General features: G+C 68.3%; 19 protein-coding genes and 2 pseudogenes. 6 read left to right on the plus strand and 15 right to left on the minus strand.

From position 1 onward, the window contains the following. Positions 1 to 1,179: 1,179 nt before the first annotated feature. Together IG05_RS42670 and IG05_RS48035 are read right to left on the minus strand one after the other, a co-directional pair. Positions 1,180 to 3,339, minus strand: a pseudogene (locus tag IG05_RS42670) (TerD family protein). A 104-nt stretch (positions 3,340 to 3,443) separates the two neighbouring features. Then, positions 3,444 to 3,905 carry a hypothetical protein gene (locus IG05_RS48035; protein WP_158839058.1) on the minus strand — a complete coding sequence of 154 codons (462 nt, stop codon included), beginning with the start codon at positions 3,903 to 3,905 and terminating at the stop codon, positions 3,444 to 3,446. A gap of 731 nt (positions 3,906 to 4,636) precedes the next feature. Between IG05_RS48035 and IG05_RS0131885 the strand changes: the two genes are divergently transcribed. From IG05_RS0131885 to IG05_RS43890, 5 genes are all read left to right on the plus strand, one after another. Further along, positions 4,637 to 5,152: a hypothetical protein gene (locus IG05_RS0131885; protein ID WP_063760112.1), complete on the plus strand. Its 516-nt coding sequence runs from the start codon at positions 4,637 to 4,639 to the stop codon at positions 5,150 to 5,152. A 41-nt stretch (positions 5,153 to 5,193) separates the two neighbouring features. Further along, positions 5,194 to 5,673 carry a stress protein gene (locus IG05_RS0131890; RefSeq protein WP_158839060.1) on the plus strand — a complete coding sequence of 160 codons (480 nt, stop codon included), beginning with the start codon at positions 5,194 to 5,196 and terminating at the stop codon, positions 5,671 to 5,673. 21 nt (positions 5,674 to 5,694) lie between these two features. Further along, positions 5,695 to 6,120, plus strand: coding sequence for a hypothetical protein (locus IG05_RS48540; protein ID WP_051790480.1), 426 nt, complete (start codon positions 5,695 to 5,697; stop codon positions 6,118 to 6,120). Between the two features lie 18 nt (positions 6,121 to 6,138). Next, complete coding sequence (locus IG05_RS0131900; protein ID WP_158839062.1) at positions 6,139 to 6,546, plus strand: hypothetical protein; 408 nt, start codon at positions 6,139 to 6,141, stop codon at positions 6,544 to 6,546. A 335-nt stretch (positions 6,547 to 6,881) separates the two neighbouring features. Next, a complete protein-coding gene (locus IG05_RS43890; protein WP_158839064.1) occupies positions 6,882 to 7,730 on the plus strand; it encodes an AraC family transcriptional regulator in 849 nt (282 codons plus the stop codon). A gap of 143 nt (positions 7,731 to 7,873) precedes the next feature. Here the strand turns inward: IG05_RS43890 and IG05_RS42680 are convergent, their stop codons facing one another. From IG05_RS42680 to IG05_RS48040, 4 genes are all read right to left on the minus strand, one after another. Then, a complete protein-coding gene (locus IG05_RS42680; RefSeq protein WP_234336097.1) occupies positions 7,874 to 8,503 on the minus strand; it encodes a trypsin-like serine peptidase in 630 nt (209 codons plus the stop codon). Positions 8,504 to 8,860: 357 nt separating this feature from the next. Continuing rightward, a complete protein-coding gene (locus tag IG05_RS0131915) occupies positions 8,861 to 11,476 on the minus strand; it encodes an AAA family ATPase (protein ID WP_078894637.1) in 2,616 nt (871 codons plus the stop codon). Next, positions 11,413 to 13,851: a LuxR C-terminal-related transcriptional regulator gene (locus IG05_RS0131920; protein ID WP_030347526.1), complete on the minus strand. Its 2,439-nt coding sequence runs from the start codon at positions 13,849 to 13,851 to the stop codon at positions 11,413 to 11,415. Before IG05_RS0131920 ends, IG05_RS0131915 begins: the two co-directional genes overlap by 64 nt. 468 nt (positions 13,852 to 14,319) lie before the next feature. After that, entirely contained in the window at positions 14,320 to 14,673 is a 354-nt protein-coding gene (locus IG05_RS48040) for an RlpA-like double-psi beta-barrel domain-containing protein (protein WP_051790483.1), read from the minus strand. A gap of 330 nt (positions 14,674 to 15,003) precedes the next feature. On the opposite strand from IG05_RS48040, the pseudogene IG05_RS47215 reads away from it, so the two are divergent. Further along, a pseudogene (locus IG05_RS47215) lies at positions 15,004 to 15,461 on the plus strand (FUSC family protein); the annotation flags it as partial. 450 nt (positions 15,462 to 15,911) lie between these two features. Here the strand turns inward: IG05_RS47215 and IG05_RS0131945 are convergent. From IG05_RS0131945 to IG05_RS0131985, 9 genes are all read right to left on the minus strand, one after another. Further along, entirely contained in the window at positions 15,912 to 18,269 is a 2,358-nt protein-coding gene (locus IG05_RS0131945) for an ATP-binding protein (protein ID WP_051790485.1), read from the minus strand. A 566-nt stretch (positions 18,270 to 18,835) separates the two neighbouring features. Further along, entirely contained in the window at positions 18,836 to 19,336 is a 501-nt protein-coding gene (locus IG05_RS0131950) for an Hsp20/alpha crystallin family protein (protein ID WP_037815091.1), read from the minus strand. A gap of 48 nt (positions 19,337 to 19,384) precedes the next feature. Then, a complete protein-coding gene (locus IG05_RS0131955) occupies positions 19,385 to 21,199 on the minus strand; it encodes an FAD-dependent oxidoreductase (RefSeq protein WP_030347532.1) in 1,815 nt (604 codons plus the stop codon). Then, positions 21,199 to 21,462 carry a UBP-type zinc finger domain-containing protein gene (locus tag IG05_RS0131960; protein ID WP_030347533.1) on the minus strand — a complete coding sequence of 88 codons (264 nt, stop codon included), beginning with the start codon at positions 21,460 to 21,462 and terminating at the stop codon, positions 21,199 to 21,201. The genes IG05_RS0131955 and IG05_RS0131960 overlap by 1 nt, the downstream gene beginning before the upstream one ends. 5 nt (positions 21,463 to 21,467) lie before the next feature. After that, positions 21,468 to 21,914: a thioredoxin gene (gene trxA / locus IG05_RS0131965; protein ID WP_030347534.1), complete on the minus strand. Its 447-nt coding sequence runs from the start codon at positions 21,912 to 21,914 to the stop codon at positions 21,468 to 21,470. Then, positions 21,911 to 24,550, minus strand: a complete 2,640-nt coding sequence (gene clpB / locus IG05_RS0131970; RefSeq protein ID WP_030347535.1) for an ATP-dependent chaperone ClpB — start codon at positions 24,548 to 24,550, stop codon at positions 21,911 to 21,913. The genes trxA and clpB overlap by 4 nt, the downstream gene beginning before the upstream one ends. Then, positions 24,541 to 24,948, minus strand: a complete 408-nt coding sequence (locus IG05_RS0131975) for a chaperone modulator CbpM (protein ID WP_030347536.1) — start codon at positions 24,946 to 24,948, stop codon at positions 24,541 to 24,543. The genes clpB and IG05_RS0131975 overlap by 10 nt, the downstream gene beginning before the upstream one ends. Further along, on the minus strand, positions 24,945 to 25,895 hold the full coding sequence (locus IG05_RS0131980) for a DnaJ C-terminal domain-containing protein (RefSeq protein WP_030347537.1): 951 nt from the start codon (positions 25,893 to 25,895) through the stop codon (positions 24,945 to 24,947). The genes IG05_RS0131975 and IG05_RS0131980 overlap by 4 nt, the downstream gene beginning before the upstream one ends. 6 nt (positions 25,896 to 25,901) lie before the next feature. Beyond that, positions 25,902 to 26,510, minus strand: coding sequence for a nucleotide exchange factor GrpE (locus tag IG05_RS0131985; RefSeq protein WP_030347538.1), 609 nt, complete (start codon positions 26,508 to 26,510; stop codon positions 25,902 to 25,904). Positions 26,511 to 26,514 lie beyond the last annotated feature (4 nt).

The following is a 26,514-nucleotide window of genomic DNA, read 5'->3' on the forward strand; positions in this document are numbered from 1 at the left end:
TTCCGCGCCGCGATAAGCCTCGCATGGGAGGGGGCGGCAAGAATGACGGAGCTGACCGCTTCTTTTCATGATGCTAGTCGGCCACTTGATGTCATGTCTGTGAGCCATCTCACCATGCGGAATGGAACCGGAATGGCCCGGAGATGCTCGCCCCGTCGCAGATACTCGGCGCGCAACTTCGGGGAAGCGCAAGGCAATTACACGCCATTCACTTGACGTTATTCCCCCTGTTCCAGATTGCTTCCGCAACGTTCGGCCGAACTGGTGCCGGTGCGGATCGCGCTGCCCCGAGCCGGTGCCGCCGTACCGGGACCGCGAGGTCGGTGGCGTGGAGGCGGCGGAGTACCAGCGTGTGCTGAAAGGCCGCCTACGCGGGCATCAACCCCAAGACCACCAAGGACAACCAGGGCGGGCAGTTCGACCGCCTCCACCTTTCCGTCACCGGCGACGAGTCGAACTCCGTCACCCTCAAGCTGTCGCAGACGGTCACCGTCGACCGGCCCGTGGCGACCAACTGGCACGCCGACCCGGCCGACGCCGTACCCTTCTCCGCCTGACGAGCCGCGCCGGGCACCCGCGCGGGTGCCCGGCGTCCCGGCCCCACCGACGCCCCGTCGCCCCGGCCTCCTCGCCATGCCGTCAGGGGTGGTGCCCGCATCCCTCAGTCGTGGAGTACGCGGTCGTGCTCGGCTCGGTGGGGGTCGCTGCGTACGTTGAACACCCCCAGGCCGCCGGAGGGCGGCCGGCCGTCGACCGACAGCCGGTAGTCCGTAGCGGGCTCGTAGATCGTGTTGCGGACCTGGATGTCGCAACGCCCATTGCCTGCACTCGTCCGCCGATCGCCGCCGAACGGCATCTTCCGCGCGCGTCGTACCGCAGAATTCACCGCCCCGACTTTTCCATGCAACAGTCCGGAAGTGGCATACGCAGGCAGTGGTGTGTAACCACTCGAAAACCGGGCCGTCGCACTTGTCTTCGACGTCCGGGCGAGCCCTGCGGCGCTGACGGCAGGCGGGAATGCTCCCGGGTTCCGGGGGCACCGGCGCACAGGTGAGCTGGGGAGCGCCCGGCGGGCGCCACCCAGTCGGAGTCGGCCGCGAGGAAAGCGAAGAGACTCGTTTCGACAGAGAAGTTGAGAAGGAAGCCCCTTCATGGCCTCGCCGTGGGTAACGGTAGCAGTCAGCTGGGGATCAAGTCGCGCAGGTTTTCGAGGGTGATGATCCGTGAGTCCGGATGGAGTCCCTCGGGATGTTCGAGGCCGATGTACGTCACCGGCTCGTCCGGGGCCGGCCCGCCGTCCCACAGGTTCACTGCCGGCGGACATCAGGTCGACCAGGTATCCCATCGTCAGGGACTCGCGTTCCACGAACGCGCGCACCGCCTTCGACACGGACACCTGGTTCTCCTCGACCCGGTTGGCCGAGGAGATGCCCCTCAGATACAGGTGCAGCCACTTCGCGCGCCACCGGCCGTCGTCGCCGCGCTGGAACACCAGTGGCAGCGCCACCCGGCCCGCTCCACGCAGCTCGGACTTCATCCGTACCGTGCGTGGCTCGAACGGGCGGCCCTTCTGCTCCCCGTCGCGCAGCATGAAGCCGAAGAACGACTCCTCGACCTCCTCGAAGCCCTCGCCGGCGTAGATGTTGACCTGCGGGACGATGAAGGTGCTGCGCACGCGGTCCAAGGACAGGTTGATGAACTCCGATGCCCCGTCGGGCGCCTCGGTAATGTCGCCCGAATGCTCGCCCCCGACGGCTGTGAGGGAGGTGTAGGAGAGCCAGGAATCGGTGCTGTAGTCGGTGTCGAGAAGCAGCGCCGAGAGGTCGTAGTCGGTCCTTCTCCCGGTCTCCTTCCAGTACACGAAGAAGCGCAGCTGCTCGCCGTCGACCCGGCAGGTCGACCCGCGCGGCAGTACGCCGAGGCCGGCCGCACTCGCCCGGCCGCTGAGCGGGAGCGCCACGTCGAGGACATCGGGGTCCAGCAGCAGTGGGCCCGGCACGGGGAGCCGGCGGCGCAGCTCGGCGTCGAGGGCGGCGATCAGACGGTCGCGGTCGGCGGCCGGCACCGGCGGCCGGAGGTCCGGACTCACCCAGGCGCGGCCGCGGCGGTTGACGAAGATCCGCGGTTCGCCGCTTTCCCGTGCCCGGTTGTGGAGGTGCTCGCGCACCGACAGCACGACCCGGCCGGAGACCTGGGGAGCGACCTTCATAGCGGCGGCCACCACAGCATCCCGTTCGCCCTGGTCCGCGGCGATGCGCAGCAGGAGGTCCAGGGCGCGGAACAGCTTGCCGGGAGCGGGCTTCAGCAGCTCCACCGCGCCGGGGACGTCGGAGGCGACGAGCAGTTCCTCGATCCGGCTGTCGAAGGACCGTGCTTCCTTCTCACCCCGTGCGACCGCGAACACGTCGGCGGCGTGCGGCCAGCGGGGGTACTCGTGCGGGTGAAGGCGTTCACCGAGCCGCTTGAAGGGCTCCCGGTGCGCGTGCACGTCGGCGAGCTTCCCGGGGTTCGCCGCGACCACGGCGTCCAGGCCTGCGAGCAGTCCCCGGCGCACCGGCCGTGGCAGCGACCGGAACCGGGTGCGTTCGCGCAGCGTCACGTCGCCCCCCGACAGCGCGCAGGCCAGCCGGAGTACGTCGGTGACGGTGTCCAGGAGGAGGTCGGCCCCGACACCGAGCCGGGCCTCGTTGACGACCGCCCGGTTCTCCCGTACCGGGATGGCCTCCGGCTGGGGGCCGAGCGCACACCGCTCGGCGAGCATCTTGAGGTCGCGCAGGTCGTCCTCGCCCAGCGGTGTCGTGCTGCCGGCCAGGGCCAGGTACAGGTCGGTGAGCTCCTCGTCCAGATCGCGGCCGAGATGCAGGACGGTGACCCGGTCGCCCGCCGAGGCGATCAGTTCCGCCTGTGCCGCGAGCATCTCCTCGTAGGTGTGCTGGTACGAGCCGTACGCGGGGAGGCTGAGCAGGTCCAGCACCCCCCTCCCCAGCTGCCTCACCACGCTCTCACGTGACGTGTCGTCACCGAGGGCCTTCCCCACGCACCGCGTCCAGAACTCCTCGGTGTCCGGCACGTTCGCCGGGAAGTCGATGAAGTACGAGTTGTGCCGGACGTGGTCGCCCACCATCTCGCTCACGGTGCGCAGCGTCCGCCTGGCGGCGTGCACGACCGTGCTCTCGGACAGCCTCGACAGCCGCTCCAGCAGACCGAGAGCTTGAAGCCCACGGAGGTCAGTGCCGCGTCGAACTGCCGTGCGGCGACGGCTCCTTCCCCGGCGGGGCCCTGGGGAGCAGGGAGACGGTGAGTGTGCCGGATGACCGGCGATTCGAGACTGTGCGTCATTTCAGGATGACCGCGGAGGTGCACGGGTCGGGGCACAGGGGTTTAGTCGAAGGCTTGACAGAGGTCAGGGCCGGAATCCGGCTTGGCGGGAGTACTGGCCCTGTTCAGGTCCTGCGCCGCAGTAAGCGGCTGGCGAGAGTCGGCGTGGTGATTCTCAGGCGGTCTCGTGACGCCTCGGGCCCTTCGAGGCCGCGATAGAAGGCATATCGTTCGCGGATCACCGCGGCTGCCCGGGACAGGTCGACGAGCGTGCCGCTCCCGTCGGGTGCAATCAGCCAATAGGGTGCCCGCCTGCGGGGAAGCGCCGCTCTGGCCGTTCTGGCGGCATAGGGTGCAGGGCAGGAGATCACTCCTCCCGTCAGGAGGACGCCGTGCCCGTCGGCGACGGGTTGTAAGAGACGCCACGTGCCGAAGAATTCGACCGTCCCCCGGTCAGCACTGTGCAGCACCGGGCCGACCGGGTCCATCAGCTCCAGCGCCTCTCGACCGAACGTGGCGCTGACCCGCAGTACGGAAAAGAACCCCAGTGGGATGTCGACTGGCTGCCCCGCATCCCACACGCTCAAGCACGCGGTGGGGACAGGATGGAAGCCGGCCAGCCACCTGGCTCCGGCCGAGGCGTCCCGTTCAGTAAGAGCCGGTTCGTGCACTGTCTTCTCTCTGTTCGTCAGGCGCCGGCATCAGCGGCGTGGGGGCGGATCGGGACGCTGGGCGCGGGCATCCTCACGGTCTCCCGGCACGGGTGTGTGAGCGGCGCAGCACGATGTGCGCACCGAACCGGCGCATCGACCGCAGCTTCACCGGGCTGCGGAGCCGCTGCCCGTGTCATTGGCGTATCAGCCCCGCCCGGTCGTGGACGTGCGCGACCGTACATCCTGCCGAAGCTGCGCCGCCCAGAAGTCGGCGGGCGGAACGCGTGACGACCTCCGGTCCGGAGCACCTTCGGGTACCAGGACGTGGACGACGAACAGGTTATGACTGGTCGCCGTGATCCGACGCATCGCTCGGGGGGAATCCCTCACGAAAGGGCTTCTTTGCGAGAGTGATGGTTACTGCGTTCGGCCACGACTACGCGGTCCTGTCCGCGTAGTCGGGACGCTTGCAGCGCGATTGCCGGCGGCGAGGAGTGCGGCCGGATCTCCGGGGTGGGCACCCCGCAGACGGTGTTCGTGCGGGTTATCCCCTCCTACCGAATGCGGCCACGACGAGGCTTCTACTCTCAACCGTGGATCAGCGGTCTGTGTTCATCGGATCGCCGAATCCGCAAACCCTCAACTCGTCGGAAAGGAAGTGGGACATGCCGAACTCACCGCTCACCCGAAGTATCTGCGCGAGCGTTGCCGCCGTGGCCATCGGTGGTGCGCTGGTCCCCGCGAGCGATGCGGCTGCGGCACCGGCCATGGAGGCCCACGAGTCGGCCGCGATCAGCCGGCAGGCCACCGTGCAGGGCGTCGGGCTCGATGTCTTCACGAAGGTCGTCGATGTCAGCGGCAAGCTGTACGACATCATCAACGAGGCCATCGCCGTCAAGCAGAATCGCGGCGGATACGTCAAGAGCCTGATGGAGGGCGCCTTCTACGACGCTCGCCAGCGGTACAACGTCCTGGTGATCAAGTGGGACCACCCCTACACCTTGAATGTCAACGGTGTCGTCTACGACGCCCGGGTTCACGCCAGCGGCTACCCCGACTTCCACGTGGTCGTCTTCGATTCGGGGACGGTCGTGAACCGCGGTGACGCCAGCTGGATCAACTGGGCCTTCCAGGGCTGGTTCGACCGCAACGGCAACACCGTCAACTTCCACCGCTCGTAGCACGCCCCACCCGGAACTACGTCCGTTCGAGAGGTTGATCCATGAAGTTCAGAATCGCGTGTGCTACGGCGTCCCTGGTCGCGCTCACCGTCCTTGGCGGGGCCGTGCTGCCGGCCCAGGCAGCGTCGACAGCATCCGGGAAATCGGTGTCGGCAACCGCGAACGCACCCCGAGTCACCGTTCACTACGACGTCGGCGCCAATGGTCTGCAGATCGCCGCGGCCATCAGCGGCATCAGGGAGGACAACCGCGGAAGGTTCGTCCAACGGGTCGTTGACACCGCGTTCGACGTCAGTGGCGGCCGCTTCGATGTGGTTGTCATGAACCTCTCCCAGAACTACAGCGAGCGGCTCGACGGCAAGCACCTCTACGCCAACATCCAGTGGGGCAACGTCTACTACGGCCTCTGGCTCGCCGAAGCCGGCCAGTTCACCAACAGCGGAGATGCGGGATGGATCAACTGGGGCGTCCGCGGCTGGTTCGACCGCAACGGCAACACCGTCAACTTCCACCGCCGCTGACCGATGAGACGAGGAACCGGCATGAAGCTCCAGCGTCGCACCGTACTGGGTGCCACCATGGTCGCCGCGCTCAGCACCCTGGCTGTCGTCGCGCAGCAGCCAGCACTCGCCGCCCCGTCCCCCGGCCACGTGTCCACCGCCTCGCTCAACGTGTGCGACCTCAGGTCGAAAATCGACGAGATCAAGGCATGGGACACCAACGGGCAATACAACATCATGGTCTGGAAGGAGTCCGCGAAGGGCTTCGCCCACTTCAACGGCGTGGTCTACCAGGGCCAGCAGAACGCCCAGGAGTGCGGCAAGGCGTTTCCGCAGAGCGTCAACTACTTCTGGGCTGTGTTCCGTGACGGCGAGTTCGACCTCCAGGGTGACGGCGGTTACCGGAACTGGGCGTTCCACGGTAACTGGGAGCGTCAGGGCAACCGCGTGGTCTTCCATACCCGCTGAACTCGAGGAGAGGCTGTGATGAAGAAATTCTGGCGCGCGTGCGCTCAAGGCGTGGCCGCCCTGGCGGTAGCCGGCACACTCACGATCGAAGTGCCCCAGGCAGCGTCCGCGAGCGACTGGGTGAACGCCTGTGATCTGCGCACGAAGGTCGACGAGCTCCAGGGGTGGGGCTCCGACACCAGCAACAACATCGTCGTCTTCAAGGCATCCGCCCAACAGTCCGCCTGGTTCCATGGGGTGGTGGCCGAAGGCTCGACCAAGCAGACGCCTTGCGGTGCCGTGCTGGGTACGGCCGTATACCGATGGGTGGTCTTCAAGGGCGACGGCGAGTTCGTCCGCAAGGGCGACGGTGGGTTCCGGAACTGGGCCTACTTCGGCTCCGTCAACCGCGTCGGTGACAACAGAGTTCTCTTCTCGAGCCGCTGACCGGTGACGAAGGAGGCGGGACCGGTGATTCAACCGGTCCCGCCTCAGTTTCATTTCAGCCGGCATCCGAGCGGCTGACAGAGATCCGCCCTGCACGGGATCTATGGGCTCGCTTTTCCTCCGGAGTCCTTGTCTGCGCTGCGCAAAGATCATACGATAAGGCTCAAGTGGCCCACTCGAACATCTTGCGCGAGAAGCGGCAAGGGTGTGCGGATGGCAAAGTCGACGGCTTATCACGCCAGCCCTTGTTCAGCAGGTCGGGGATCGAACTCGGTGCGCCACGTGACCTTGGAGGGTTGGATAGTATGTCTGGCGGTAATCCGATTTTCCGAGCGATGGAAACGGTCGACTCGAAGGTCGCATCCTCGGAAACCTGGAAAGCGCTTGAGGTTGAACGCAAGGTCGTGCACACGACAATCCGCGCTTACAAACACGAGGCACGAGAAGACGTTCGGATCATCGCGCATGTGCAGGCAGCCTACAGGTTGCAGTGCCACGACGGCGAAGGGGCATGGAAAACAGTCACCTGCCGCGCGGGGGACGCTTGCATAGTGCCACCCGGTCGAACCGTTCTGATGCGCTGGCAACTCCTCCAGGACGAACCCATGGAGCACATACACATCACGCTGCCACTGGCCGCGTTCCGGCGGCATCTCGATGAAACATGGCATGGAAGTGAGCCGGACCTGTACAACCTTGCACAGCTCGCCAAACCGGATCCAGTCATCACGTCCGCCGCCGTGGCTCTGGTCGGCGCACAGAAGGCAGGAGCCGGCGAGCTGTACGCGGACTGCACTGCCCAATACCTCATAGCTCACATCTTGGCGCCCAAAACAGTCGAGGCTCATGGTCCCCTGTCCGTGCGCCAAATGGACCTGGTGCGAGACTTTGTCCGAGCGCACCTCGCGGGAGCCATCACCTTGGATGACCTGGCGAGCCAGTTGTCACTGAGCCGGTTCCACTTCCTCCGTCTCTTCAAACAGACCACCGGTGTGACCCCCCATCAGTACGTGACGCAACAGCGGATGGAGGCCGCCAAGTACTGGCTACGTACTCGGCGGGACTCTGTGGCGAGCATCGGCCACATGTGCGGATATACGACTGCCGCCCATTTCAGCCGCGCGTTCCGGAAACATGTGGGAGTTTCTCCATCCCAATACCGGGCGTCGCGAGCCCGCCCCTAGGAGACCGTGCGGCTTCGAGGTGGGCAGACGAATGGTGCGGCGGCGGCAAGGGTACTGCCGCCGCCGGACCGGCGAGCGTCTCCACGCCTCCGCCCGCTCCGGTGAGCGCAGCGGAACGGCCGGCGGAGTGCTGAACTGAGCGGTCAGCTGTGCTCCGCCTGCGTGTACACCGCCTTGGCTACGGTTCCCAGCACCGGACCGTACATCTCGCTGGGCTGGAGCGAATCGAGCTGGCTGTTGACCGAGACCAGTACACCTGTCCCCGTCGCGGCGTCGAAGTCGGCCAGCCAGGGGCCCCCGCTGGAGCCACCGCTCATGTCACAGGGAATGCTCTGCATGTCGTTGTCCTTCTTCGCTGTACCGCTGCAGCGGAGGAGTTGTTCACCGAGCTGGGGGTGGGTCGCAGAGTACCCGAAGGAGGAGACGGGGCCGCCCACCGCACGGTTGAAGGCAATGGCTTGGCCGCCTACGACGTCGGTGAGTTTACGACCGTTCCTGTCGGTGTCGACGACGAGCGCGGACACGTCGTTGGTGGATTTTTCCTCCCAACTGCGGGGGGTCAGAGCGGTGCGGACCGCGAAGGTGCCAAAGGGCTGCTTTCCCTTGCTGTAGTTCGGGACGAACACCATCGTGCTATTGGTGTTGGCCGGTGAGGAGCCGCGGCGGACGCAGTGCGCCGCAGTCATGACGACGGAGCGGTTGGCGCTTTTCGTCGCGGTGGCGGTGCACCAGGTATCCGACCCCCTGGAGTTGACGAAGAAGAGCCGCCCCACGGTCTTGAGCGGGGTGCCTTCCCACGGTTGTCGGTCCGGTCGGGCCGAGATCCACGGATTTCCCGACGGCCTTGATGCGAGCCGGAGTCCAGTAGGCGAGCGCATCGCGGCGTTCTTCAGCCGTGTAGGTCATCAGGGAGACCGGGGAATCGGACACGGATCGGGCCAGGTCGTTCACCGGCGTATCCGACGCGGGGGCGGCGACTGCGAGAGCCGTGCCGGCAACTGCGAGAGCCGTGCCGGCGACCGAGAGCACCGTGATCCGGCGGCGCAAGCAGCGAATGAGCGAAGCGGATGTACTGGACACCGTAGATCGTTCTCCTGATCGTTGAGGGGTGGATCGGAAGCGCGCTGGGCTCAGCGTTCCACGGGGTACCGTCCAGTCATCACCGCAGCGGCGAGTTCGACCCGCGAACGGTAGCCGGCCCGTTGGAAGAGGCGGGTGAGTCGGCTCTCGATGCTCTTCTCCGTCGTCTGCAGTGAATTGGCGAGTTCCCGGTTGGTCAACCCCTGCGCGACCAGCACAGCCAGTAGCCGTTCCGTTTCCTCCACGGTCGCTGCCCTTCCGGGTACGGCTATGGAGCGTTCGGCCATGATCTGACGTATCCGTGCACGAGGCAGGAGTGCGTCGAGATCCCCGTACACCTCATAGGCTTCTCGGAGTAGGCGCGCGCTTCCCGACGGGGTGTGGATCGCGATCAGTTCGAGTGTCTCCGCGACCTCTGCTGGTTGACCACGGTCTTCGACGAGCTCGACCAGTCGGTCCTCGTGTTCCTTGTACACGAGGGCGCGCCCGAGCAGGTAGTTCCGGCATGCGCGACCGGTGCCCATCTGCCCGGCGACTCGCTCGAGCTCGGCCAGTGCGGTGTGTGACTGGCGCGGGCACAGCAGGAGGATCCGGAGCCATAAGTCGTCGGTGTTGAACAGCAGGTTCTCCCGGATGGCGTGTGTCAGGCCGTGTTCGAGGAGTCGTCGCGCCCTGCCGCGCTCACCGAGCAGGAGCGCGATGTCGGCTTCCGCCAGCTTCAGTACGTGGTGAACGGCGGAGTGATCCGCTCTTCCTCGTTCGATGACTCCCCGGGCGCGTTTGAGCCACCCACGTGTCGCGAGGGTTGTGGAGGTCTGGTGGAGCAGAGCGGTGTGGGCAATCGGCTGCCCGGCCAAGGCGCACTCGTCGATGGCCGCCGTCGCTCGCTCGAGGGCGACACTCCATCGCCCTGAGCGCAGCCCGGTCAGAGCGCTGTCGGCGTCTGACACGGTATCTCCGTCGACGCCGTGCCGGGCGAGCAGATGCTCGGCACGTGTCGTCTCGCCAAGACCGACCAGGATCCGCGCCAGATGCGACAGGATGGTGGGTCGGCGGCACGGATCGCGGTACAGCGGTAGTGATTCCGGCATCTCCACCAGGCGGTTCAGGTCTGTGGCGTCGCCGGCGAGAACGGCTGTCTCCACCCGGAGCAGCTCGCCGTACGTGGCGGTCGTGATGTCGGCGGAGGCCCAGGAGGCGTCCGTTCGGACGAGCGTCCGGTGAGCAGCGTTCCAGCGGCCGGTCAGCGAGAGCGCCATCGCCTTGCTGACAGCTCTGCAGCCCTCACCGCCCATGAGCACCCTCGATCCGTGGTCCGCGATGTGCTGCAGGCTCGAAACGTCCCGGGCAGCGGCGAGCGCGGTCAGCCGCGTCAGGTGAATCTCCTGCAGCAGGTCCTCGGAGACGAGGCCGGCCCATCGGTGGAGCACCTCATCCGCAGCAGTCACCGCTTCACTGAATGCGTTGCTCTTTCCGCAGGCCACGGCATGCAGTGCCAGGGCCGTCGCTCGCTCCGCACGGTCGGGGAGGAACCTGGCTGCCGCGCGCAGCCAACGTCGGGCCCGGTACTGATCGCGTCCCATCGCCGCGCAGCCGGCGGCAAGGAGTTCGGCCCCGGCGCGTTCCGTGTCGACCACCGGCCCGGCGTCGACGAGACGGTCGGGGAGGTAGGCCGGGTCGGAACAGGTCGCTGCCCCGTCCCAGAGGGCGACAACTGCCAGTTTGGACAGTTCCTGCCGCTCCCACGGACCGAGCTGCTCGCGTAGGCACTCCTCAAGCAGTGGTGCACGGAAGCGCCAACCGCCCCTCACCTTGGTGATGTACGGGGACAGACGCAGGAGCGCTTCGTGCATGTCCGACGGTGACATCCCCAGCCCGTCTGTGAGGAGTTGCCCGGTGTGACGGCCCAGCGGACGCAACACCGCCAATGCCTTGGCGACACCCCACGCCGCCGGGCCCAGGAGCCGCACTCGCTGGAGCGCCGGGTGGTGCCGGGGCGGGCTGGCAGGCGTGTCGGCCTTCGGGAGGTACGCGATCCCGTCGAGGATGCGCAGTGCACCGCCGGCCCGATGAGCGTCGACGGCCAGGCGCAGGAGCAAGGGGTGCCCGCGGCTGCCGCGATGAAGGATGTTCACAAGTTCGGTCGTCGGCGTGGCCTCGATCATGGCTGTGACGAGACGCTCGCTTTCGCTGCGTCGCAGGGGTCGCAGGGGAATGATCGCGCGCGTCAATTGCGCGAGATCGGCGTGCGCCGGCTTGACGGGAGTGCAATAGGTGCCCACCGCCGGCGCTCGAAGGTGGGACAGAGCTTCGAGTGTTCTTCGACCGGCACGATGGAGATCGTCGAACAACAGCACTGACGATGGTGCCGATGCCCGTGCGGCGACGACCTGTGCGACGAAGTCCTGGTCGTCACGTGGAAGCCGGAAGCGCAGCGTACCCACGTTGTTGGTGCCGAGAGCCTTCATGACGGCGGCAAGGGTGGCGGTACGTCCGACTCCTGAAGGTCCTGTGATGAGGGTCAGCCCTGGATCACCGGAGCCGGCTGCAGCCACGGCGGTCCTGATCGCTTCGGTGTGGAGTGGGAGCATGGCCGGCGACATCACTTCGTTTCCGCGAGCCGGCCGGCGAGATGGGCGGCTGCGAGTTCCACGCGCGATCGGCATCCGGCTCGGGCCAGTAGACGCGTCATGGTGTTCTCGACGACTTTCTCACTGACGTTGAGCTTCATGGCGATCTGTCGGTTGGTCCAGCCCGACGTCACCATCTCGATGATCCCCAGTTCGTGGCTGGAAAATGGTCCGCCGCCGCTCGGGCGTGCGGAGCCTGCCCCGAACCTTGCCAGCAGTGCGTCGATCTGCGCAGGAAGGAGCGAGGACGGCTCGGTCTGCTGGGCGAGCAGGTTCAGCTCGTCGATAACGTGTCGTGGATCGTCGCAGAACCGGGCCAGGATGTGGCAGGCCCACAGGACATCCGGGCGGTGGCCGCGCTGGTGGGCCAGTTCGACCCCCTTGGTGGCGCTGGAGACGTCCCCGTACAGGAGGCCGCGTGCCAGCAGGAGCGTCTGCCTGGTGCATCGGGAGTTCTCTTCGCGGTGGAGGACCGCGATCTCCCGCATGAGAGTCTTGGCGCCGACTTTGTCTCCCGACCGCAGGGCGATCTGGAGTGTCGTCAGCAGCAGACGCTCCCTGCCTGGCCTGAAGCCGAGTCGTCGCGTCTGCTGGAGCGTGCGACGGGCCAGGTCCAGGGCGGCGGCCGAGGCTCCCCGCCGGTGCAGCATCGCGGTCTCCACGGTCGCACGGGCCAAGGCGAAGCGAGGAGCGCCGCTCACGCTCGACAGCCACGGGACGGCATGGCGCAGCTCGCCACGCGCGAGGTGGACGCCGGCCGCGTAGAGGCGGGCCAAGTGGTGGGCGGGACCGTCGCCGTCTCCGAGGAGCTCGAGCTGCCGGATGGCCTGCAGGGAGCCGTTCCAGTCGGCGGAGACGTAAGCGCGCAGGACTCGCTGGTACGCGGCCAGCACACCGGTCCTGGGTACGCGGTAGCGGGGCCCCAGCATGATTTCCAGGGCTGAGGCCACGTCGCCCTGGGCACCCGCCTCGATGAGTTCGTCGAGTCTCGCGAACGCTTGCCGCTGTCTTGCGGAACGCAGAGCATCCGCGCATTCCCGGGGACGCGTACTCAGGGCGTGATAAATCGCGTTGAGTTCTGCTGTGGACATGAGCCGCTCACTGTCGTCGGCTCGGGGTGGTGCCGGTTCCCACGACCCATGTCGTCCCCTCCACCAGCCTGCCAGGCGGCAGGGCGGCTCCTCGGTCAGAGCCGGCACCGGCTCGCCGCCGTCCAGTTCGACGAGCATGGCCAGGACGGCGAGGTCCCACCGGAGTTCGGGGCCGGCGGTAGCCAGCCGGGCATCGCAGACTTCGTGAAGAATCCCGTACGTCCCGGTGTCGAGCGCGAACCGCAACGGATCGACGTCGGCACCGAGGCGCCAGGCGGCGATCCACCACGCACCAGCCCGGTCCGCGTCGTACTGCGCGACTTCTTCGGCTCGTTCCACCAGCCAGGCCGGGACGTCACCGGCCTCCACGAGGTCGGCCCCACAGGCCGCCAGGTGGTCGGCGAGTGTGTCCTCGTCGATCGGTTGTCCCCTTCGGCGCTTCGCGATAAGGCGTCGTGCACACCGTTGGTGAATGGCGCGTACATCGGCAGGACGCTGACGGTCGCTCACCGCGGCCGCGAGTGCGGGGAACGAGATGCGCAGACGACCCTCCCGGTCGGCCTCCAGTGCGCCCGTCTCGACGAGGGCGTCGACGGTGCGACCGGTGACCGCTGCGTCGGCGCGCACGACGTGCGGAAGGTCGACGAGGTCACACTTCCCCAGTGCGGTGACGGCCTTCAGTACGGACTGCGTCGGGCCGGCCAGGTTCGCACTGCGGCGGAGCACGAAGTGGCTGGCCGGCAGGGCGATCGGGGCCTCGGGGTCGGCGAGGCACAGGCGATCGCGTACGGGGCGGAGCCGGTTGCGCGCCAGCAGGTCCCTCACGACGGTGACGAGGGTTCCGGGGTTGCCGAACCACGGTCCGAGCGCAGTCCGCAGTGCCGTGACGGCTGGGGCATCAAGGCCGAGATCGTCATGCAGCAGCGCGGCAGCGGTGTCGTCGTCGAGCGGAGGGAGGTCAATGACGAGGTCGGCGGATTCCGCCAGTTCCGCGTTCTCCTCCGAGCACGTGACCACCGTCAGGCAGCCTGGTTTGACGGACGTCCTCAGCGCTTCCACGGTGATGTCCGCCCGGTCGGCCACCAGAACGGTCCCAGGCATGACGCTGACGCCGGGGATCTCCAGGGGGGCGCGAGCCACGCGCAGGCCGTCAGCGCGCCACAGCGGAGCAGCGGCGCGCAGCAGCGCCGAGCGCCCACTGCCGGCCTGTCCACGGAGCGCGACCACCCAGCTGTGCCGACCGCGGATCTCGGCGGCAAGGCGTAGGTTGTTCAGTTGAGCTTGCCTGCCGCGTAGCTGTGACGCGTTGCTGAATCTCATCCTGCTTGGTCCCTCATCAAGGCAAGCCTCTGCGCATCAGGCACGTCACCCACCGGTCGTGAGGTGGCGCCGGCCCCAGATGGCCCAGGCGTACGAGGTGGTGCCCGGTCGGGGCAGTGAGTGGCTTGCCGTAGCGGTTCAGTGCGTACCTCTGGCCCGGCGGGCACCGGGGCATCGGGCCAGCCGGTGCTGCGTTCCCCGCGGTGTCCGGGTGTCGACGGTGCGTAAGGAGACGCCGGCCGGCCGACAGCGGGCGGCTCTCCTCGATCCTCGGTGCCGGGAGCGTCAGCGGTTCACTCGTCTGCCTGCTGTCCAGGGCGCCGTACACCGGCCGGGCCGCCCGTAGGGTACCGGCGGCACGCCTGGTCATGCGCGAACACGTCTGCAGGCCTGTGCAGGTGAACCCGGTGGGGGTCGCTGGTGAGGGGACACCGTCGTGCGCGCCGACGTCCCCTCACCGCCTGTCGATCAGGCCCAAACCCACCGGATCGGCACTCTTCCGGCGCCGAGGTCGGCTATCTGACCGAAGGCGGCCGGACTGAGGTCCAGGTCTTCGTCCTTACAGGTCGGGCACTTGTCCACGATCGTGACGTATACGACGCCCCTCGGTCCGCGCACCTTCAACTGCTTGCCGCAAGCCGGCGAGTTGTTCGGGTTGGGCTGACTGCCGTACCACCGCGGTGAAACGGCGACGACGAGCTGGCTGTCGTTACTGGTCCACCCACAGGCGCCCTGGCCGGTGTTGTACCAAGTGCCGTCCCCGTAATGGACATAGTTCACCGACACGTCGGACGCCGAAGCCGGAACCGCGGCCGCGACCATGGAGCCTGCTGACAGCACACAGGAGACCAGGACTGCAGCCATTCGCACGGGGGCGGGTCGAGCGAATCCGGACATGACACGGAACATGTGTCCTACCTTTTTGTGGGGAAAGGGGGGAGCCAGCGCTTCGCCGGCGCCAGCGCGATTCACCCTATTGGGGGCACACGCGCGGCAATTACCGGTTCTTGCTGTGTTCTTTGCACTTTCAAGCCCAGCTGACCGGCGATGCACTGCCTCAGCCGTCGTCGGGACCATGAGTGCCACGGATGCCCAAGGGGCCGGCCGGTAGGAGGGGTTCACACTGGGCCGACGTAGCGTGTGCGGGCGGTCCCCCGGATGCCGGGCCGGCTCGCGGACTGGCTCGCCGCTAACGGCCGCTACGCGGCCGCGGTGCTCCGCCACTACGCCGAACCGACCCGGGCGCATCACGCCGACATGCGCCGGGCCCTGCTGGCGAGCAGGGAGGCACGTGCCGCCTGGCAGGAGGCATACGACCAGGCACGACAGGAACCGGTCCGCCCCCCAAGGGTCTGACGTCGCGGGAGGCGCAGGAGGCGCTCAAGAGGTTCGGCCGGGCTGCGATGCTCATGGAGAGCCACGTCCCGCGGGCCGACAGCCGTTTCGTCCCCGAGGCGGCGCGATTCGCCGAGGCCCTGGAGACGGACACCTCGAAGGCAGCAGTCGCCTTGCGCGAGCACAGGAATCCGGACTGGGGACGCGTGGAGGAAGCACTCCACGCGTGGGAGGACGCCGTCGGCAACGGGAGCCCGTTCCTGCGGCGCGAAGCCACGTGACCTGATCCGACTGGGCTCTGATACTGCTTGCACTGCACGATCAGGAGGCGATCCTCGTCATCGCGGGCAAGTTATGTCAACGACGATGAGCCCGGTCCACCACCGGTGATCGGCTATCAGCCCCACAGATCTACGGTGATCCACTGGCCGACGTCCTCGGTGAGCCACTCAGAACATCTTGCCGACAGTCAGCGCGCTGACCGCATACAGCAGGAACTTCAGCAACGGATCGAGCGACGCGTCCTCGTCGAACACCACACCTCCAGACGTCTTGGGCAGCGATCACGCTCTTTGCCAGTCATGCCGCACGTTTCCCATGGCAAAGCAAGCTCGGCAACGAGACGGAAATGGGTGTCGAAGCTCCGATTGGGGCCGCCGACAGGAGGCGGGTGTGCTGGTCAAGTCTCAGTGGGGCCAGGGGCGACCCCGGCCCCACTCGGTGGGTCAGACCTTGGTCTCAAGTACGCCCAGCGCCGTATGGAGGACCGGCTCCACGCGCAGGCGCGTCCCGTCCCGGTCGAACACCTGGAGGGCCTCCAGGCAGACGACGGCACCACGCGCCTCCCCGGACGAGAGACCAGCCATCTCGGCCGCCGTGACGAGGTAGGCATCGTCATGCCAGTCGATACCGAGCTGCTCAACGACCCCGTCGTAAACGGCCTTGAGGGTGTCGTTCTCCAGCAGTCCCACGGCGTCGACGAACTGTTCGGCGCCGCTGCCCTGCTCCAGCCACGACGTCAGGTCTGCCAGCACTCGGTCCTGGTCCGGTCGGTGATCACGCAGCTGCAGCGCCTTGTCCAGCAGGTACGGCCAGCCACTGGTCGCCTCCGCCAGGCGCGTCAGTCGTTCCTCCGTCTCGCACAGGCTGTGGCGTTGCGTCCAGTCCTTCAGGCTGCGCAGGTCATGTCGGCGCAGCACCACGACGGTGTCGTGGTCCGCGTCGGGACCGGTGAGTAGGCCAGACCAGAAGCCGAGCTGCTCCACACCCGACACGAGGACCACCGAGCGGGTCGCCTCGGCGGCCTCGGGCAGCACGGCCCTGGCCAGGTCGAAGGACTCCCGGCAGGACTTCTCACTGCTCTGTGAGAGATCGCTGATGAGCAGTCGCCGCTCGCCGGCGCGGCCGGCGGCGAGCTCCTTGCGGAACGCCTTGGCACTTCCGATCGCGGGCACGGACCAGCCCGCCACCCTGCCGGTCACCTCACGCAGAGTCCGTTCCACATCCGCGACGCCGGTCCCCTGCGTGCCGAGAACGACGCGGACCTGGTTGACGTATTCACCCAGCAGGTAATCGATCTGGTTGACGGTGAGCGGGGCCGACCTGCCGTCAGAGAGGTCCGGACGGCTCTCCAGGACAACGGTCTCCTCCAGCCGGGACTCCGTCTCCGCTCGCAGCAACCGTGCCTCGATCTCCTGGGCAGTACCGATCATGCGCAGCGCGTTGGGCCCCCGCAGATGCCAGCCCTGCCCGTCGTTGTTCGGCGCCAGGACACCGAGGCCGACCATCTCCTGCAGATAATCACGGAAACCCTCGCTGTCCAGGTGCTCGAAGCCGCGGGGCCACCAGACGGCACATTCCTCCCGCAACTCCCTGTCACTGAGCCGGGTTTCCAGACCGTTGTCCCGGGCATGCTGGGCAAGGACATTGGCGATGACGTGGTAGCGGTCGTCGAGGGCGAGGGTGTCTTTGAAGGCCGCGGTGATGTCCAAGCGCAGCGAGGTATCCTGCTCCACCGCGTCGACATCGGACCCCTCGATGGTGTACGGAGGCGGCGCGAGTGGTGCGCGCGCCCGCTTGTCCTGCATGACCTGCACCATCCGGCTGCCGAAGATCTGCAGCAGGAGGGGCTGGTACGAGCAGAATCCGAGCACCCGGTTGACGAGGTCGACGTCGGCGAACTCGAAGCCGAGCGCACGCATCGGGTGCACGATCAGGTCGGCGGCGAACTGCGGGGCGAGCGGTCCGACGACCGTCGGGGTCTGCGCCAAGTGGCTGAACGGGCCGTTCCTGGCGAGCCGGGTGAAACGCTGCACCGAGTGCAGACCGGCGAAGACCACCTTGGCCCGCCCACGCGAGTCCTCGCCCAGACCACGCAGCCTGCGGGTCTCCGTGCACTCGGGGACGTCTGCCTCGAAGAAGCGGTCGCACTCGTCCAGGAGGATGAGTAGCCGCCGGTCGGGATCCTGAGCGAGCCACCGTGCGATCCCGTCGGTGACCCGCTGCCATGCCTCCTGTCGTGGGCCCCGGCGTCGAGGCTCCTCCAGGACTCCCTGCCTGATCAGCTCCTGGTCCAGCGTGGGCCAGATGGCTTCGGCACCGAGTGCGGTGCCCCGGCCGATACCGATCTTGTCCAGGTTGAGGTAGAGCTTGCGGTAGGACCCCGGCCGCTGCTCCTCGAAACGGTCCCCCGCGTCGGCGAGCAGGGCCGACTTGCCGAGACCCCGGCCGCCATAGAGGATTTGGGTCCCCGCAGGGTCGTGGATGCTCTTGCGCTCGCGGTCCCGGCCGTAGAACATCTCCCGGCCGATCTGGCCCCGCTTCTCCTTGATGTACGGGTTCACCGCGGAGAACGGCAACAGCGTCTCGGTCGTGGCGTCCACCCGCCGGTTGCCGTGCGCAATGAGGTAGGCCAGCGCGGCGTCGTCCACCACCATGATCGGCTTGGTGTCCTGGGAGGCGGCGGCCAGCTCATTTCGGGTCCTGCTGTCCAGCGTCCCGAAGTTGACGACCAGCAGACTGCTCTCGTCGGGGTCCTGCAGAGCGCGGGTGACATGCCGAACCAGTCGTGTTCCGCGGCCCATATGAGCAGTCGGGCGTCGTGCGCCGAAGCCTGAAGGTGGGAGAAGAGCGCCAAACGGAGCAGGCGGGTACCCCAGCGATCTACGAGACCGGGGCTCATGTCGGCGACCCCGCTCTCAGCGACCACGTGATCGATGTCGTTCATGATCCGGGCGGTGAGATGGGACGCGGCATACGCTAGATCTTGGACGATTCGCATGTTCGGTCAGCTGTCCCCAGGTGTTTCAGCGCTCACACTGACTCGTGGCCATGGCGGACGTACGACTTGCCGTACCCGCGGTGCCGGCCATCCTCAGCGAGTACGGGGTGCTGCCCGGGCGGTGATGGCGGGCTCCGGCGCGCCCCTACTCCCGGCGACGGGCGGTGCGGTCGGCGATTTTCAGGACCTCGCTCACCGTCAGACGGGCAGAGTCCGCTCCCCGCGTACGCCACGAGGAAGGTCAGCGAGGAAGGCAGGAAACCATCAACGGAGAGCCACGTAGCGCGTCCCCGCCGCCGTGAGGGGTGTCGAGTCTCGCCGGCCCGGCCGCAGTGCCGGACGGGTGCCCGGCACTGCCGCGCTCGCGTGTCAGCCGTTGCCCTCGGTACTTCCACTCGTCTCGGTGATCTCGACGTGCCGCGGCTTTGCGACGTCGGCCTTGGGAACGGTGATGCTGAGCACTCCGTCCTGCATCTCGGCCTTGACCTTGTGGGTGTCCAACTCTCCGGGCAGCCGCAAACGGTACTCGAAGGCTCCGACGCGGCGGGTGCTGCGGCGCAGGACACCCTTGCGTTCCCGCTCCTTGATCTCTCCGGTGACCACGAGTTCGGGACCGTTGGCCTCCACGTCAATGTCCTTGCTCTTCACACCGGGGAGTTCGATCTCTATGTGGAACGCGTCCTCGGACTCCGACACGTCCGCGAGAGGCGTCCACGCAACCGCGGGTGCCGCGCCCACCGTCGACTCCAGCAGGCCGCTCATCTGGTTGAGCAGTTCATCGAACTCGACCAGGGGATTGAGAGGGGTGGGTGCCCAGACGGGCCTTTCCTGCAGGCCACCACCGCGGTGGCGCCGGACGGGCGTGGCCATCGCCATCGCCTCCTTCTTCCTTCTCGTGATCTCATCGTCCGCCATTCCTCATGCGAGCCATGCGGACTCCTTGTGACGTATGCGCGGGGAGACGTCCGAGTGGCCCGCGACAGCTGACGTGCCCGTGGTGCCGGGTACGGCCGTGTGCCCCAGGTGCCGGTGCACGAAGTGGATGGCCATCGCGCCCTCACCGGCCGCGGAGGCCACCCTCTTCACCGAGCCGCTACGGACGTCCCCTACCGCGAAGACCCCGGGCAGGCTGGCCTCCAGGGTCATGCACGAGCGCCCGCGGCCGTGCCACACCTCGGGGTAGCCGCAGGCCTCCTGGGCCTCCGGCCCGGTGAGGACGAAGCCGCGGGAGTCGAGGGCGATGATGCCGGAGAGCCACTCGGTGTGAGGGTCGGCTCCGGTGAAGACGAACAGGCTCCGTACCGCGAGCCGGCGGTGCCCGCCCGTGCGGTTGTCGACCACGTCGAGCTCCTCCAGCACTTCCTCGCCGATGACCTCGGTGACCTCGGTGTGCAGCATGACCTCCACCCGCGGATGGCGCTCGACCTGGTCGACCAGGTAGCGGGACATGTTGGCCTCAAGGCCGGCTCCTCGGACCAGCAGGTGCACCTTCGGCGCGTACCCGGCGAGGAACAGCACCGCCTGGCCCGCCGAGTTGCCTCCGCCGACGACGGCCACCGGGTCGGTGCGGCACTGCTGGGCCTCGTAGACGGTCGCCGAGTAGTGCACGCTCGTTCCCTCCAGGCGTTCGATGCCGGGCACCTGGAGCCGGCGGTAGCGGGCACCCATGGCCAGGACGACGGCGCGGGCGGCGATCTCGGTGCCGTCGGCGAACGCCACCACGTAGTGGTCCTCGTCCTTGGGATGGAGACCGGTCGCCTCCAGCGGGAGGCTGATCCTGGCGCCGAACTTGTCGGCCTGGAGCACGGCGCGTTCGGTGAGTTCGGCGCCGGAGATGCCGGAGGGGAAGCCGAGCAGATTCTCGATGCGGGACGACGTGCCGGCCTGGCCACCGGTGGCCATCGCCTCCACCACCGTGGTGCTCAGGCCCTCGGAGGCGGCGTACACCGCGGCAGCGAGGCCGGCGGGTCCGGAGCCTACGATGAGGACGTCGCCGTGACGGTTCCCCGCGGGCAGTGACGGCAGACCGATGAGCCGGGCCAGTTCCGCGTTGCTGGGGTTGCGCAACAGGGTGGTGTCCCGCCAGATGACGAGCGGTGTCTCCTCCGGGCCGACACCGAAGCGGCGCAGCAGCTCCTCCGCCTCCTCGTCGGTCTCCAGGTCGATCCAGCGGTGCGGCAGCCGGTTGCGGACGGCGAACTCGCGCAGCCGTCTGGTGTCGGGCGAGTAGCGCGAGCCGATGATGCGGAAGCCGGCGCCCTGTCCGACGAGCAGCGCGCGACGGCCCAGACAGGCGCGCAGCACGACGTCCCCGATGGTGGAGTCCTGGGACACCAGGTGGCGCAACTGGTCCAAGGAGACGACGAGGACCTCGCCCGGCTCCCTGGCGACAGCGGTGTAGAAGGCCACTTGCCCGTGCAGCAAACCGAGTTCGCCGATGAAGCGACCGGGGCCGTGCACGCGCAGCACGTGCTCCTCCGGAGTGCCGTAGTCCTCGACGACGGCGACGGTACCGCTGAGGACGACGAAGAACGTCTCGCAGCGCTCCCCCTCCCGGATCAGCACGTCGTTCGGAGCCATGGTCCGGCGTTGCCCGTGCTCCGCCAGACGTGCTATCTGGTCCTCCGTAAGACGCGGATACGCGCCGTAGATGTCCGGGGTCTCCCAGAAGGCGGCCTCGTCCGCCTTCTCCGGCACCGGTTCCTCGCCCGGCAGCGACTGGTCGCCGGACATCAGACGAACGCCTCGTGGACGTAGCACCAGCGCCATTCCTCGCCGGGCTGGAACGACTGCACGATCGGATGTGCGTCGGCGGCTGCGTGCTTGCGCGCGTGCTTGTTCGGCGAGGAGTCGCAGCAGCCGACGTGCCCGCAGGTCAGGCAGAGCCTCAGGTGGACCCACGGGGAGCCGAGCAGCAGACACTCCTGACACCCTTCGGGGGTCAGCGGCTGGACCGGCCGGACAAGCGCGAGGTGGGGGTCTGCGTGCAGGGTCATCCGGATCACCCTTTCCGGGTGGTGATCGACTGTTCCACCCACTGGCGCAGAACGGGGGCGGGCGCCGCCCCCGCCTGCCGGGCGACCGTCTCGCCCTGGTCGAGGATCAGCAGGGTCGGTACGGCCTGCACCTCGAAACGTTGCGACAGTCGCGGGTTCTTGTCGACGTCGACCTTGACGAGTTTGATCCGGCCGGCGAGATCGGTGGCGACCTTCTCCAGTGCGGGGCTGACCATGCGACACGGGCCGCACCAGGTGGCCCACAGGTCGACCACGACGGGGACGTCGGCCCGCTCGGCGACCTCGGAGAAGTCGTCGTCGCCCGCGTCCACCATCCACGGGAGGGGCTGCTTGCAGTGGCCGCACTTGGGGCGGCCCTCCGCGGCCACGGGCACCCGGTTGGTGCGCCCGCAGTTCGGACAACTGACGGTCGTCGCCTGCGTCGTGCTCATGCCGCCCGCGCTCCCTTCACGTCCTCGGGCTGGTCGTAGGTGACCACCAGCTCTCCGTGTTCGGCGTCGACGCGGACCGTCGCGCCGTCCTGGACGTCGCCGCGCAGCAGGGCGCGTCCGACCAGTGTCTCGACCTCGTGGGAGATGTAGCGGCGCAGTGGCCGGGCCCCGTACACCGGGTCGTAGCCCTGGTGGGCGATCACTTCTCGGGCAGCGTCGGTGAGTTCGACGGTGATGCGGCGTTCGGCGAGCCGCTGGCGCAGTTCGTCGAACTGCAGCTCCACGATCCGCTCGATCTGCCGCTCGCCGAGCGGTTTGAACAGCACGATGTCGTCGACGCGGTTGAGGAACTCCGGGCGGAAGTACCCGCGCAGCTCGCCCATCACCAGCGCCCGGGCGTCGGGCTTGATCTCACCTTCGGCGGTGACGCCGTCGAGGAGGTGCTCGGAGCCGATGTTGGACGTCATGATGATCACGGTGTTGCGGAAGTCGACGGTACGGCCCTGCGCATCGGTGATGCGGCCGTCGTCGAGGATCTGCAGCAGGGTGTTGAAGACATCGGTGTGCGCCTTCTCGATCTCGTCGAACAGCACGACCGAGTACGGCTTGCGGCGTACGGCCTCGGTGAGCTGGCCGCCTTCCTCGTAGCCGACGTATCCGGGCGGTGCGCCCATGAGCCGGCTGACGGTGTGCCGTTCCTGGTATTCACTCATGTCGAGGCGGACCATGCTCTCCTCGGAGTCGAACAGGGCCCGGGCGAGGGTCTTGGCCAGCTCGGTCTTCCCGACGCCGGTGGGGCCGAGGAAGATGAACGAGCCGATGGGGCGGCGAGGGTCGCGGATGCCCGAGCGGGCGCGGATGATGGCGTCGGCGACGAGCTTGACGGCCTCGTCCTGCCCGATGACGCGCTCGCGCAGGATCTCGTCGAGGCGCAGCAGTTTCTCGCGCTCGCCCTCCTGGAGGCGGGCGACGGGGACGCCGGTCCAGGCGGCGACGATCTCGGCGATCTCCTCCTCGGTGACGACCTCGCGCAGCAGCCGGTTCTGCCCTTGCTTGGCGGCCAGTTGCTCCTCCTCTGCGGCGAGCCGGCGTTCCAGGTCCTGGAGGCGGCCGTAGCGGAGTTCGGCGGCGCGGTTGAGGTCGTAGGCGCGTTCGGCCTCCTCTGCTTCGTGGCGGACCTGCTCCAGTTCCTGGCGCAGTTCCTGCACGCGGCGAATCGCCTGCCGTTCGGCCTCCCACTGGGCGCGTTTGGCGTCGGCCTCGCCGCGCAGGTCGGCGAGTTCCTTGCGCAGTTCCTCCAGCCGAGTTCTGCTGGCGGCGTCGGTCTCCTTGGACAGGGCCGCCTCCTCGATCTCCAGGCGGGTGACGCGGCGGGTGATCTCGTCGAGTTCGGCGGGCATCGAGTCGATCTCGGTGCGCAGCCGGGCGCACGCCTCGTCGACGAGGTCGATGGCCTTGTCGGGCAGGAACCGGTCGGTGATGTAGCGGTGGCTGAGGGTGGCCGCGGAGACCAGCGCGGTGTCCTGGATCTTCACACCGTGGAAGACCTCCAGGCGTTCACGCAGTCCGCGCAGGATGGAGATGGTGTCCTCCACGCTCGGCTCGTCGACCATGACCTGCTGGAAGCGGCGTTCCAGAGCGGCGTCCTTCTCGATGTGCTTGCGGTACTCGTCGAGGGTGGTGGCGCCGATCATGTGCAGTTCGCCGCGGGCGAGCATCGGCTTGAGCATGTTGCCCGCGTCCATGGCCCCTTCGGCGGCGCCTGCTCCTACGACGGTGTGGAGTTCGTCGACGAAGAGCAGGATGCGCCCCTGGGCGGCCTTCACCTCGGACAGCACGGCCTTGAGGCGTTCCTCGAACTCGCCACGGTACTTCGCGCCGGCGACCAGGGAGCCCATGTCGAGAGCGAACACCGTCTTGTCGCGCAGACCCTCGGGGACATCGCCGCGGACGATGCGCTGGGCCAGGCCCTCGACGATGGCGGTCTTGCCGACGCCGGGGTCGCCGATGAGGACGGGGTTGTTCTTGGTCTTGCGGCTGAGGATCTGGGTGACGCGGCGGATCTCCGCGTCACGGCCGATGACGGGGTCCAGCCGCCCGGACCGGGCCTCCAGGACCAGGTCGCGGCCGTACTTCTCCAGCGCCTCGTAGGCCACTTCGGGGTTGGCGGAGGTGACCCGCTGGTTGCCGCGGACCTGGGTGAGCGCGCTCAGGAACGAGTCCCTGGTGATGCCGGCCTGTTTGAGCAGTCGCCCGGCGGCGGTCGAAGAGCTCTCCTCGGCCAGGGCGAGCAGGAGGTGCTCCACGGACACGTACTCGTCCTTGAGGCGTTTGGCCTCCCGCTCGGCGGCGTCCAGCAGGCGGGACAGGCGCTGGGTGACGAAGACCTGGCCGGGTGCCGCGCCGGGGCCGGTGACCTTCGGGCGTCGGGAGAGTTCCTCGCGCACGGCCGCGCGCAGTTCCGTCGGCTCGGTGCCGGCCTGTTGCAGCAGCCGCGGGATCAGACCGTCCTCCTGATCGAGAAGTGCGAGCAGCAGGTGTTCTCCGTCGACCTCGGTGTGTCCCATGCCGACGGCCACGGTCTGGGCCTCCTGGAGGGCTTCCTGGGACCTCTGGGTGAGACGGTTCATGTCCATGGGGGTGTTTCACTCCTCGTGCCGCGGCCGCGCAGGGCGGCTTCGAGCAGGCTGATGCGGTCGAGCAGGTCGAGCACCAGGCCGATGGATGCGTAGTTGAGGCAGAGTCCGGTGCGCAGCCGCTGGATGCGGGCAAGGACCGCCGGAGCCGTGGGGTCGAACACCAGGCGCCCCGCGCCGTCGCGTTCGGCATCCACCAGGCCGAGGGCGACGAACCGGCGGATCAGATCGGGGTGGAGGCCCGAGCGACGGGCCACGGCGTCGAGGGAGAGCCTCGGGGCGGCCACCAGCGCGTACCGGACAGCAGTCGAGGCGGTGATGTCGGCGCCCGTTCGTACCGGACGGCCACCCACGCCGGCCTGGCCGAAGCCTCCCGCTCCCGCGGGTCGGTCGTTCATCGCGTCCTCCTGGGGTCGAACGAGGAGGTGGCGGCCAGCTCCTCGAACAGTTCGCGCTCCCGGTCGCCGAGGACGGGAGGCACCATGATGCGGAGTTCGGCGTACAGGTCGCCGTTCGCGCCCCGCGGGTTCGGCATGCCCTCACCGCGCAGCCGCAGCCGCCGGCCGCTGGACGAACCAGCGGGCACCGTGACCTTGGCCGTGCCGCCACCGGGCGTGGGCACCGGCACGGTCGCGCCCAGGGCCGCCTCCCACGGGGCGACCGGTACCTGGACGTGCACGTCACGGCCGTCCAGCCGGAACCGGGAGTCGGGCTGGACACGCACCCGCAGGTACAGGTCGCCCGCGGCGGCGCCACCACTGCCCTGGCCGCCCTCACCCGCCAGCCGGATGCGCTGCCCGTCGGTGACGCCCGGCGGCACGTCGACCTCGTACCGCCGCGGCTGCCCGGTGGGACCGGCGAGCGTGACGGTACGACGGCCGCCTCGGTACGCCTCCTCGACAGTGAGCGGCAGTTCGGCCTCCTGGTCCGCTCCGGGGACACCGCCTCGGGCGGCGCCGGCTCCGAACATGGAGCCGAGCAGGTCCTCGATGTCGATGCCCTCCGCGCCGAAGTCGTCGCCGAAACCGGTGGCGTACCGGACGCGAGGACCGCCGCCTGCGGTCCTCCGGCCGCGGAAGCCGCCGCCCGCTCCCGCCGCGACCCGTTCGTCGAAGTCCTCCGGGACCTTACGGAAATCCTCGCCGAAGCGGTCGTAACGGGCTCGGGTCTTGGGATCGGACAGGGCGCTGTATGCCTCGTTGAGGTCCTTGAAACGCTCCTCCGCCCCGGGGTCCTTGTTGACGTCTGGGTGGTACCTGCGGGCGAGTTTGCGATATGCCTGCTGGATCTCGTCCTGGCTCGCGGTCCGCGAGACGCCCAGCACCTCGTAGAAGTCCCGTGCCATGGCCGGTCACTCCCGCTTCGCGACAGTCACGGCGGCGGGCCTGAGCTGCCGCTCGCCGTCCCCGTAGCCGGGGCGCAGCACCTCGACGACCGTGCCCGGTGGGGCGTCGGGGTCCTGGACGACGCCGACCACCTCGTGCCGGGCCGGGTCGAAGGCGACGCCGGTCTCCGCATGCCGCGGGTAGCCGAGCAGTTCGAGGACGTTCACCGCCTGGTCACGTACGGCCCGGATGCCCTCCACGATCGCGCCCGGATCGGCGCCGGCGTGGGTCAGGGCGAGTTCGAGGTTGTCGAGGACGGGCAGGAAGGCGGCCGCCGTCCGGGAGCGCTCGACCGCCCGTTCGCGCTCCAGTTCCCTGGCGTGGCGCTTGCGAAGGTTGTCGAGGTCGGCGAGTGCGCGCCGCCAGCGGTCCTCCAGTTCCCGGATCGCGCTCGTGTACTCGTCCTCGGCAGGCGCGGGGCCGGCGGCGTCGGGTCCCGGTTCGCCGTTCGCCGCTTCGGGCCGGGGCGGTGCCGGTTGGGGCAGGTCCCCGCGAGGAGCAGGTCCGGCGCCTTCCGGGACCCGTGCGCCCGGATCCGACGCGGCCCGGTCGGGTTCCTGGGGGTGGCTGGACATGGCG

The organism is Streptomyces sp. NRRL S-1022 (assembly GCF_000720135.1).
GTDB lineage: Bacteria > Actinomycetota > Actinomycetes > Streptomycetales > Streptomycetaceae > Streptomyces.

What these genes read in the sequence shown, in the direction of transcription:
- IG05_RS0131885 (WP_063760112.1), top strand. Translation starts at nt 4,637, where the DNA reads ATGCCGAACTCACCGCTCACCCGAAGTATCTGCGCGAGCGTTGCCGCC.
- IG05_RS0131890 (WP_158839060.1), top strand. Translation starts at nt 5,194, where the DNA reads ATGAAGTTCAGAATCGCGTGTGCTACGGCGTCCCTGGTCGCGCTCACC.
- IG05_RS48540 (WP_051790480.1), top strand. Translation starts at nt 5,695, where the DNA reads ATGAAGCTCCAGCGTCGCACCGTACTGGGTGCCACCATGGTCGCCGCG.
- IG05_RS0131900 (WP_158839062.1), top strand. Translation starts at nt 6,139, where the DNA reads ATGAAGAAATTCTGGCGCGCGTGCGCTCAAGGCGTGGCCGCCCTGGCG.
- IG05_RS43890 (WP_158839064.1), top strand. Translation starts at nt 6,882, where the DNA reads ATGGAAACGGTCGACTCGAAGGTCGCATCCTCGGAAACCTGGAAAGCG.
- IG05_RS0131915 (WP_078894637.1), bottom strand. Translation starts at nt 11,476, where the DNA reads ATGCCGATCGCGCGTGGAACTCGCAGCCGCCCATCTCGCCGGCCGGCT.
- IG05_RS0131920 (WP_030347526.1), bottom strand. Translation starts at nt 13,851, where the DNA reads ATGAGATTCAGCAACGCGTCACAGCTACGCGGCAGGCAAGCTCAACTG.
- IG05_RS48040 (WP_051790483.1), bottom strand. Translation starts at nt 14,673, where the DNA reads ATGGTCGCGGCCGCGGTTCCGGCTTCGGCGTCCGACGTGTCGGTGAAC.
- IG05_RS0131945 (WP_051790485.1), bottom strand. Translation starts at nt 18,269, where the DNA reads ATGGGCCGCGGAACACGACTGGTTCGGCATGTCACCCGCGCTCTGCAG.
- IG05_RS0131950 (WP_037815091.1), bottom strand. Translation starts at nt 19,336, where the DNA reads ATGGCCACGCCCGTCCGGCGCCACCGCGGTGGTGGCCTGCAGGAAAGG.
- IG05_RS0131955 (WP_030347532.1), bottom strand. Translation starts at nt 21,199, where the DNA reads ATGTCCGGCGACCAGTCGCTGCCGGGCGAGGAACCGGTGCCGGAGAAG.
- IG05_RS0131960 (WP_030347533.1), bottom strand. Translation starts at nt 21,462, where the DNA reads ATGACCCTGCACGCAGACCCCCACCTCGCGCTTGTCCGGCCGGTCCAG.
- trxA (WP_030347534.1), bottom strand. Translation starts at nt 21,914, where the DNA reads ATGAGCACGACGCAGGCGACGACCGTCAGTTGTCCGAACTGCGGGCGC.
- clpB (WP_030347535.1), bottom strand. Translation starts at nt 24,550, where the DNA reads ATGGACATGAACCGTCTCACCCAGAGGTCCCAGGAAGCCCTCCAGGAG.
- IG05_RS0131975 (WP_030347536.1), bottom strand. Translation starts at nt 24,948, where the DNA reads ATGAACGACCGACCCGCGGGAGCGGGAGGCTTCGGCCAGGCCGGCGTG.
- IG05_RS0131980 (WP_030347537.1), bottom strand. Translation starts at nt 25,895, where the DNA reads ATGGCACGGGACTTCTACGAGGTGCTGGGCGTCTCGCGGACCGCGAGC.
- IG05_RS0131985 (WP_030347538.1), bottom strand. Translation starts at nt 26,510, where the DNA reads ATGTCCAGCCACCCCCAGGAACCCGACCGGGCCGCGTCGGATCCGGGC.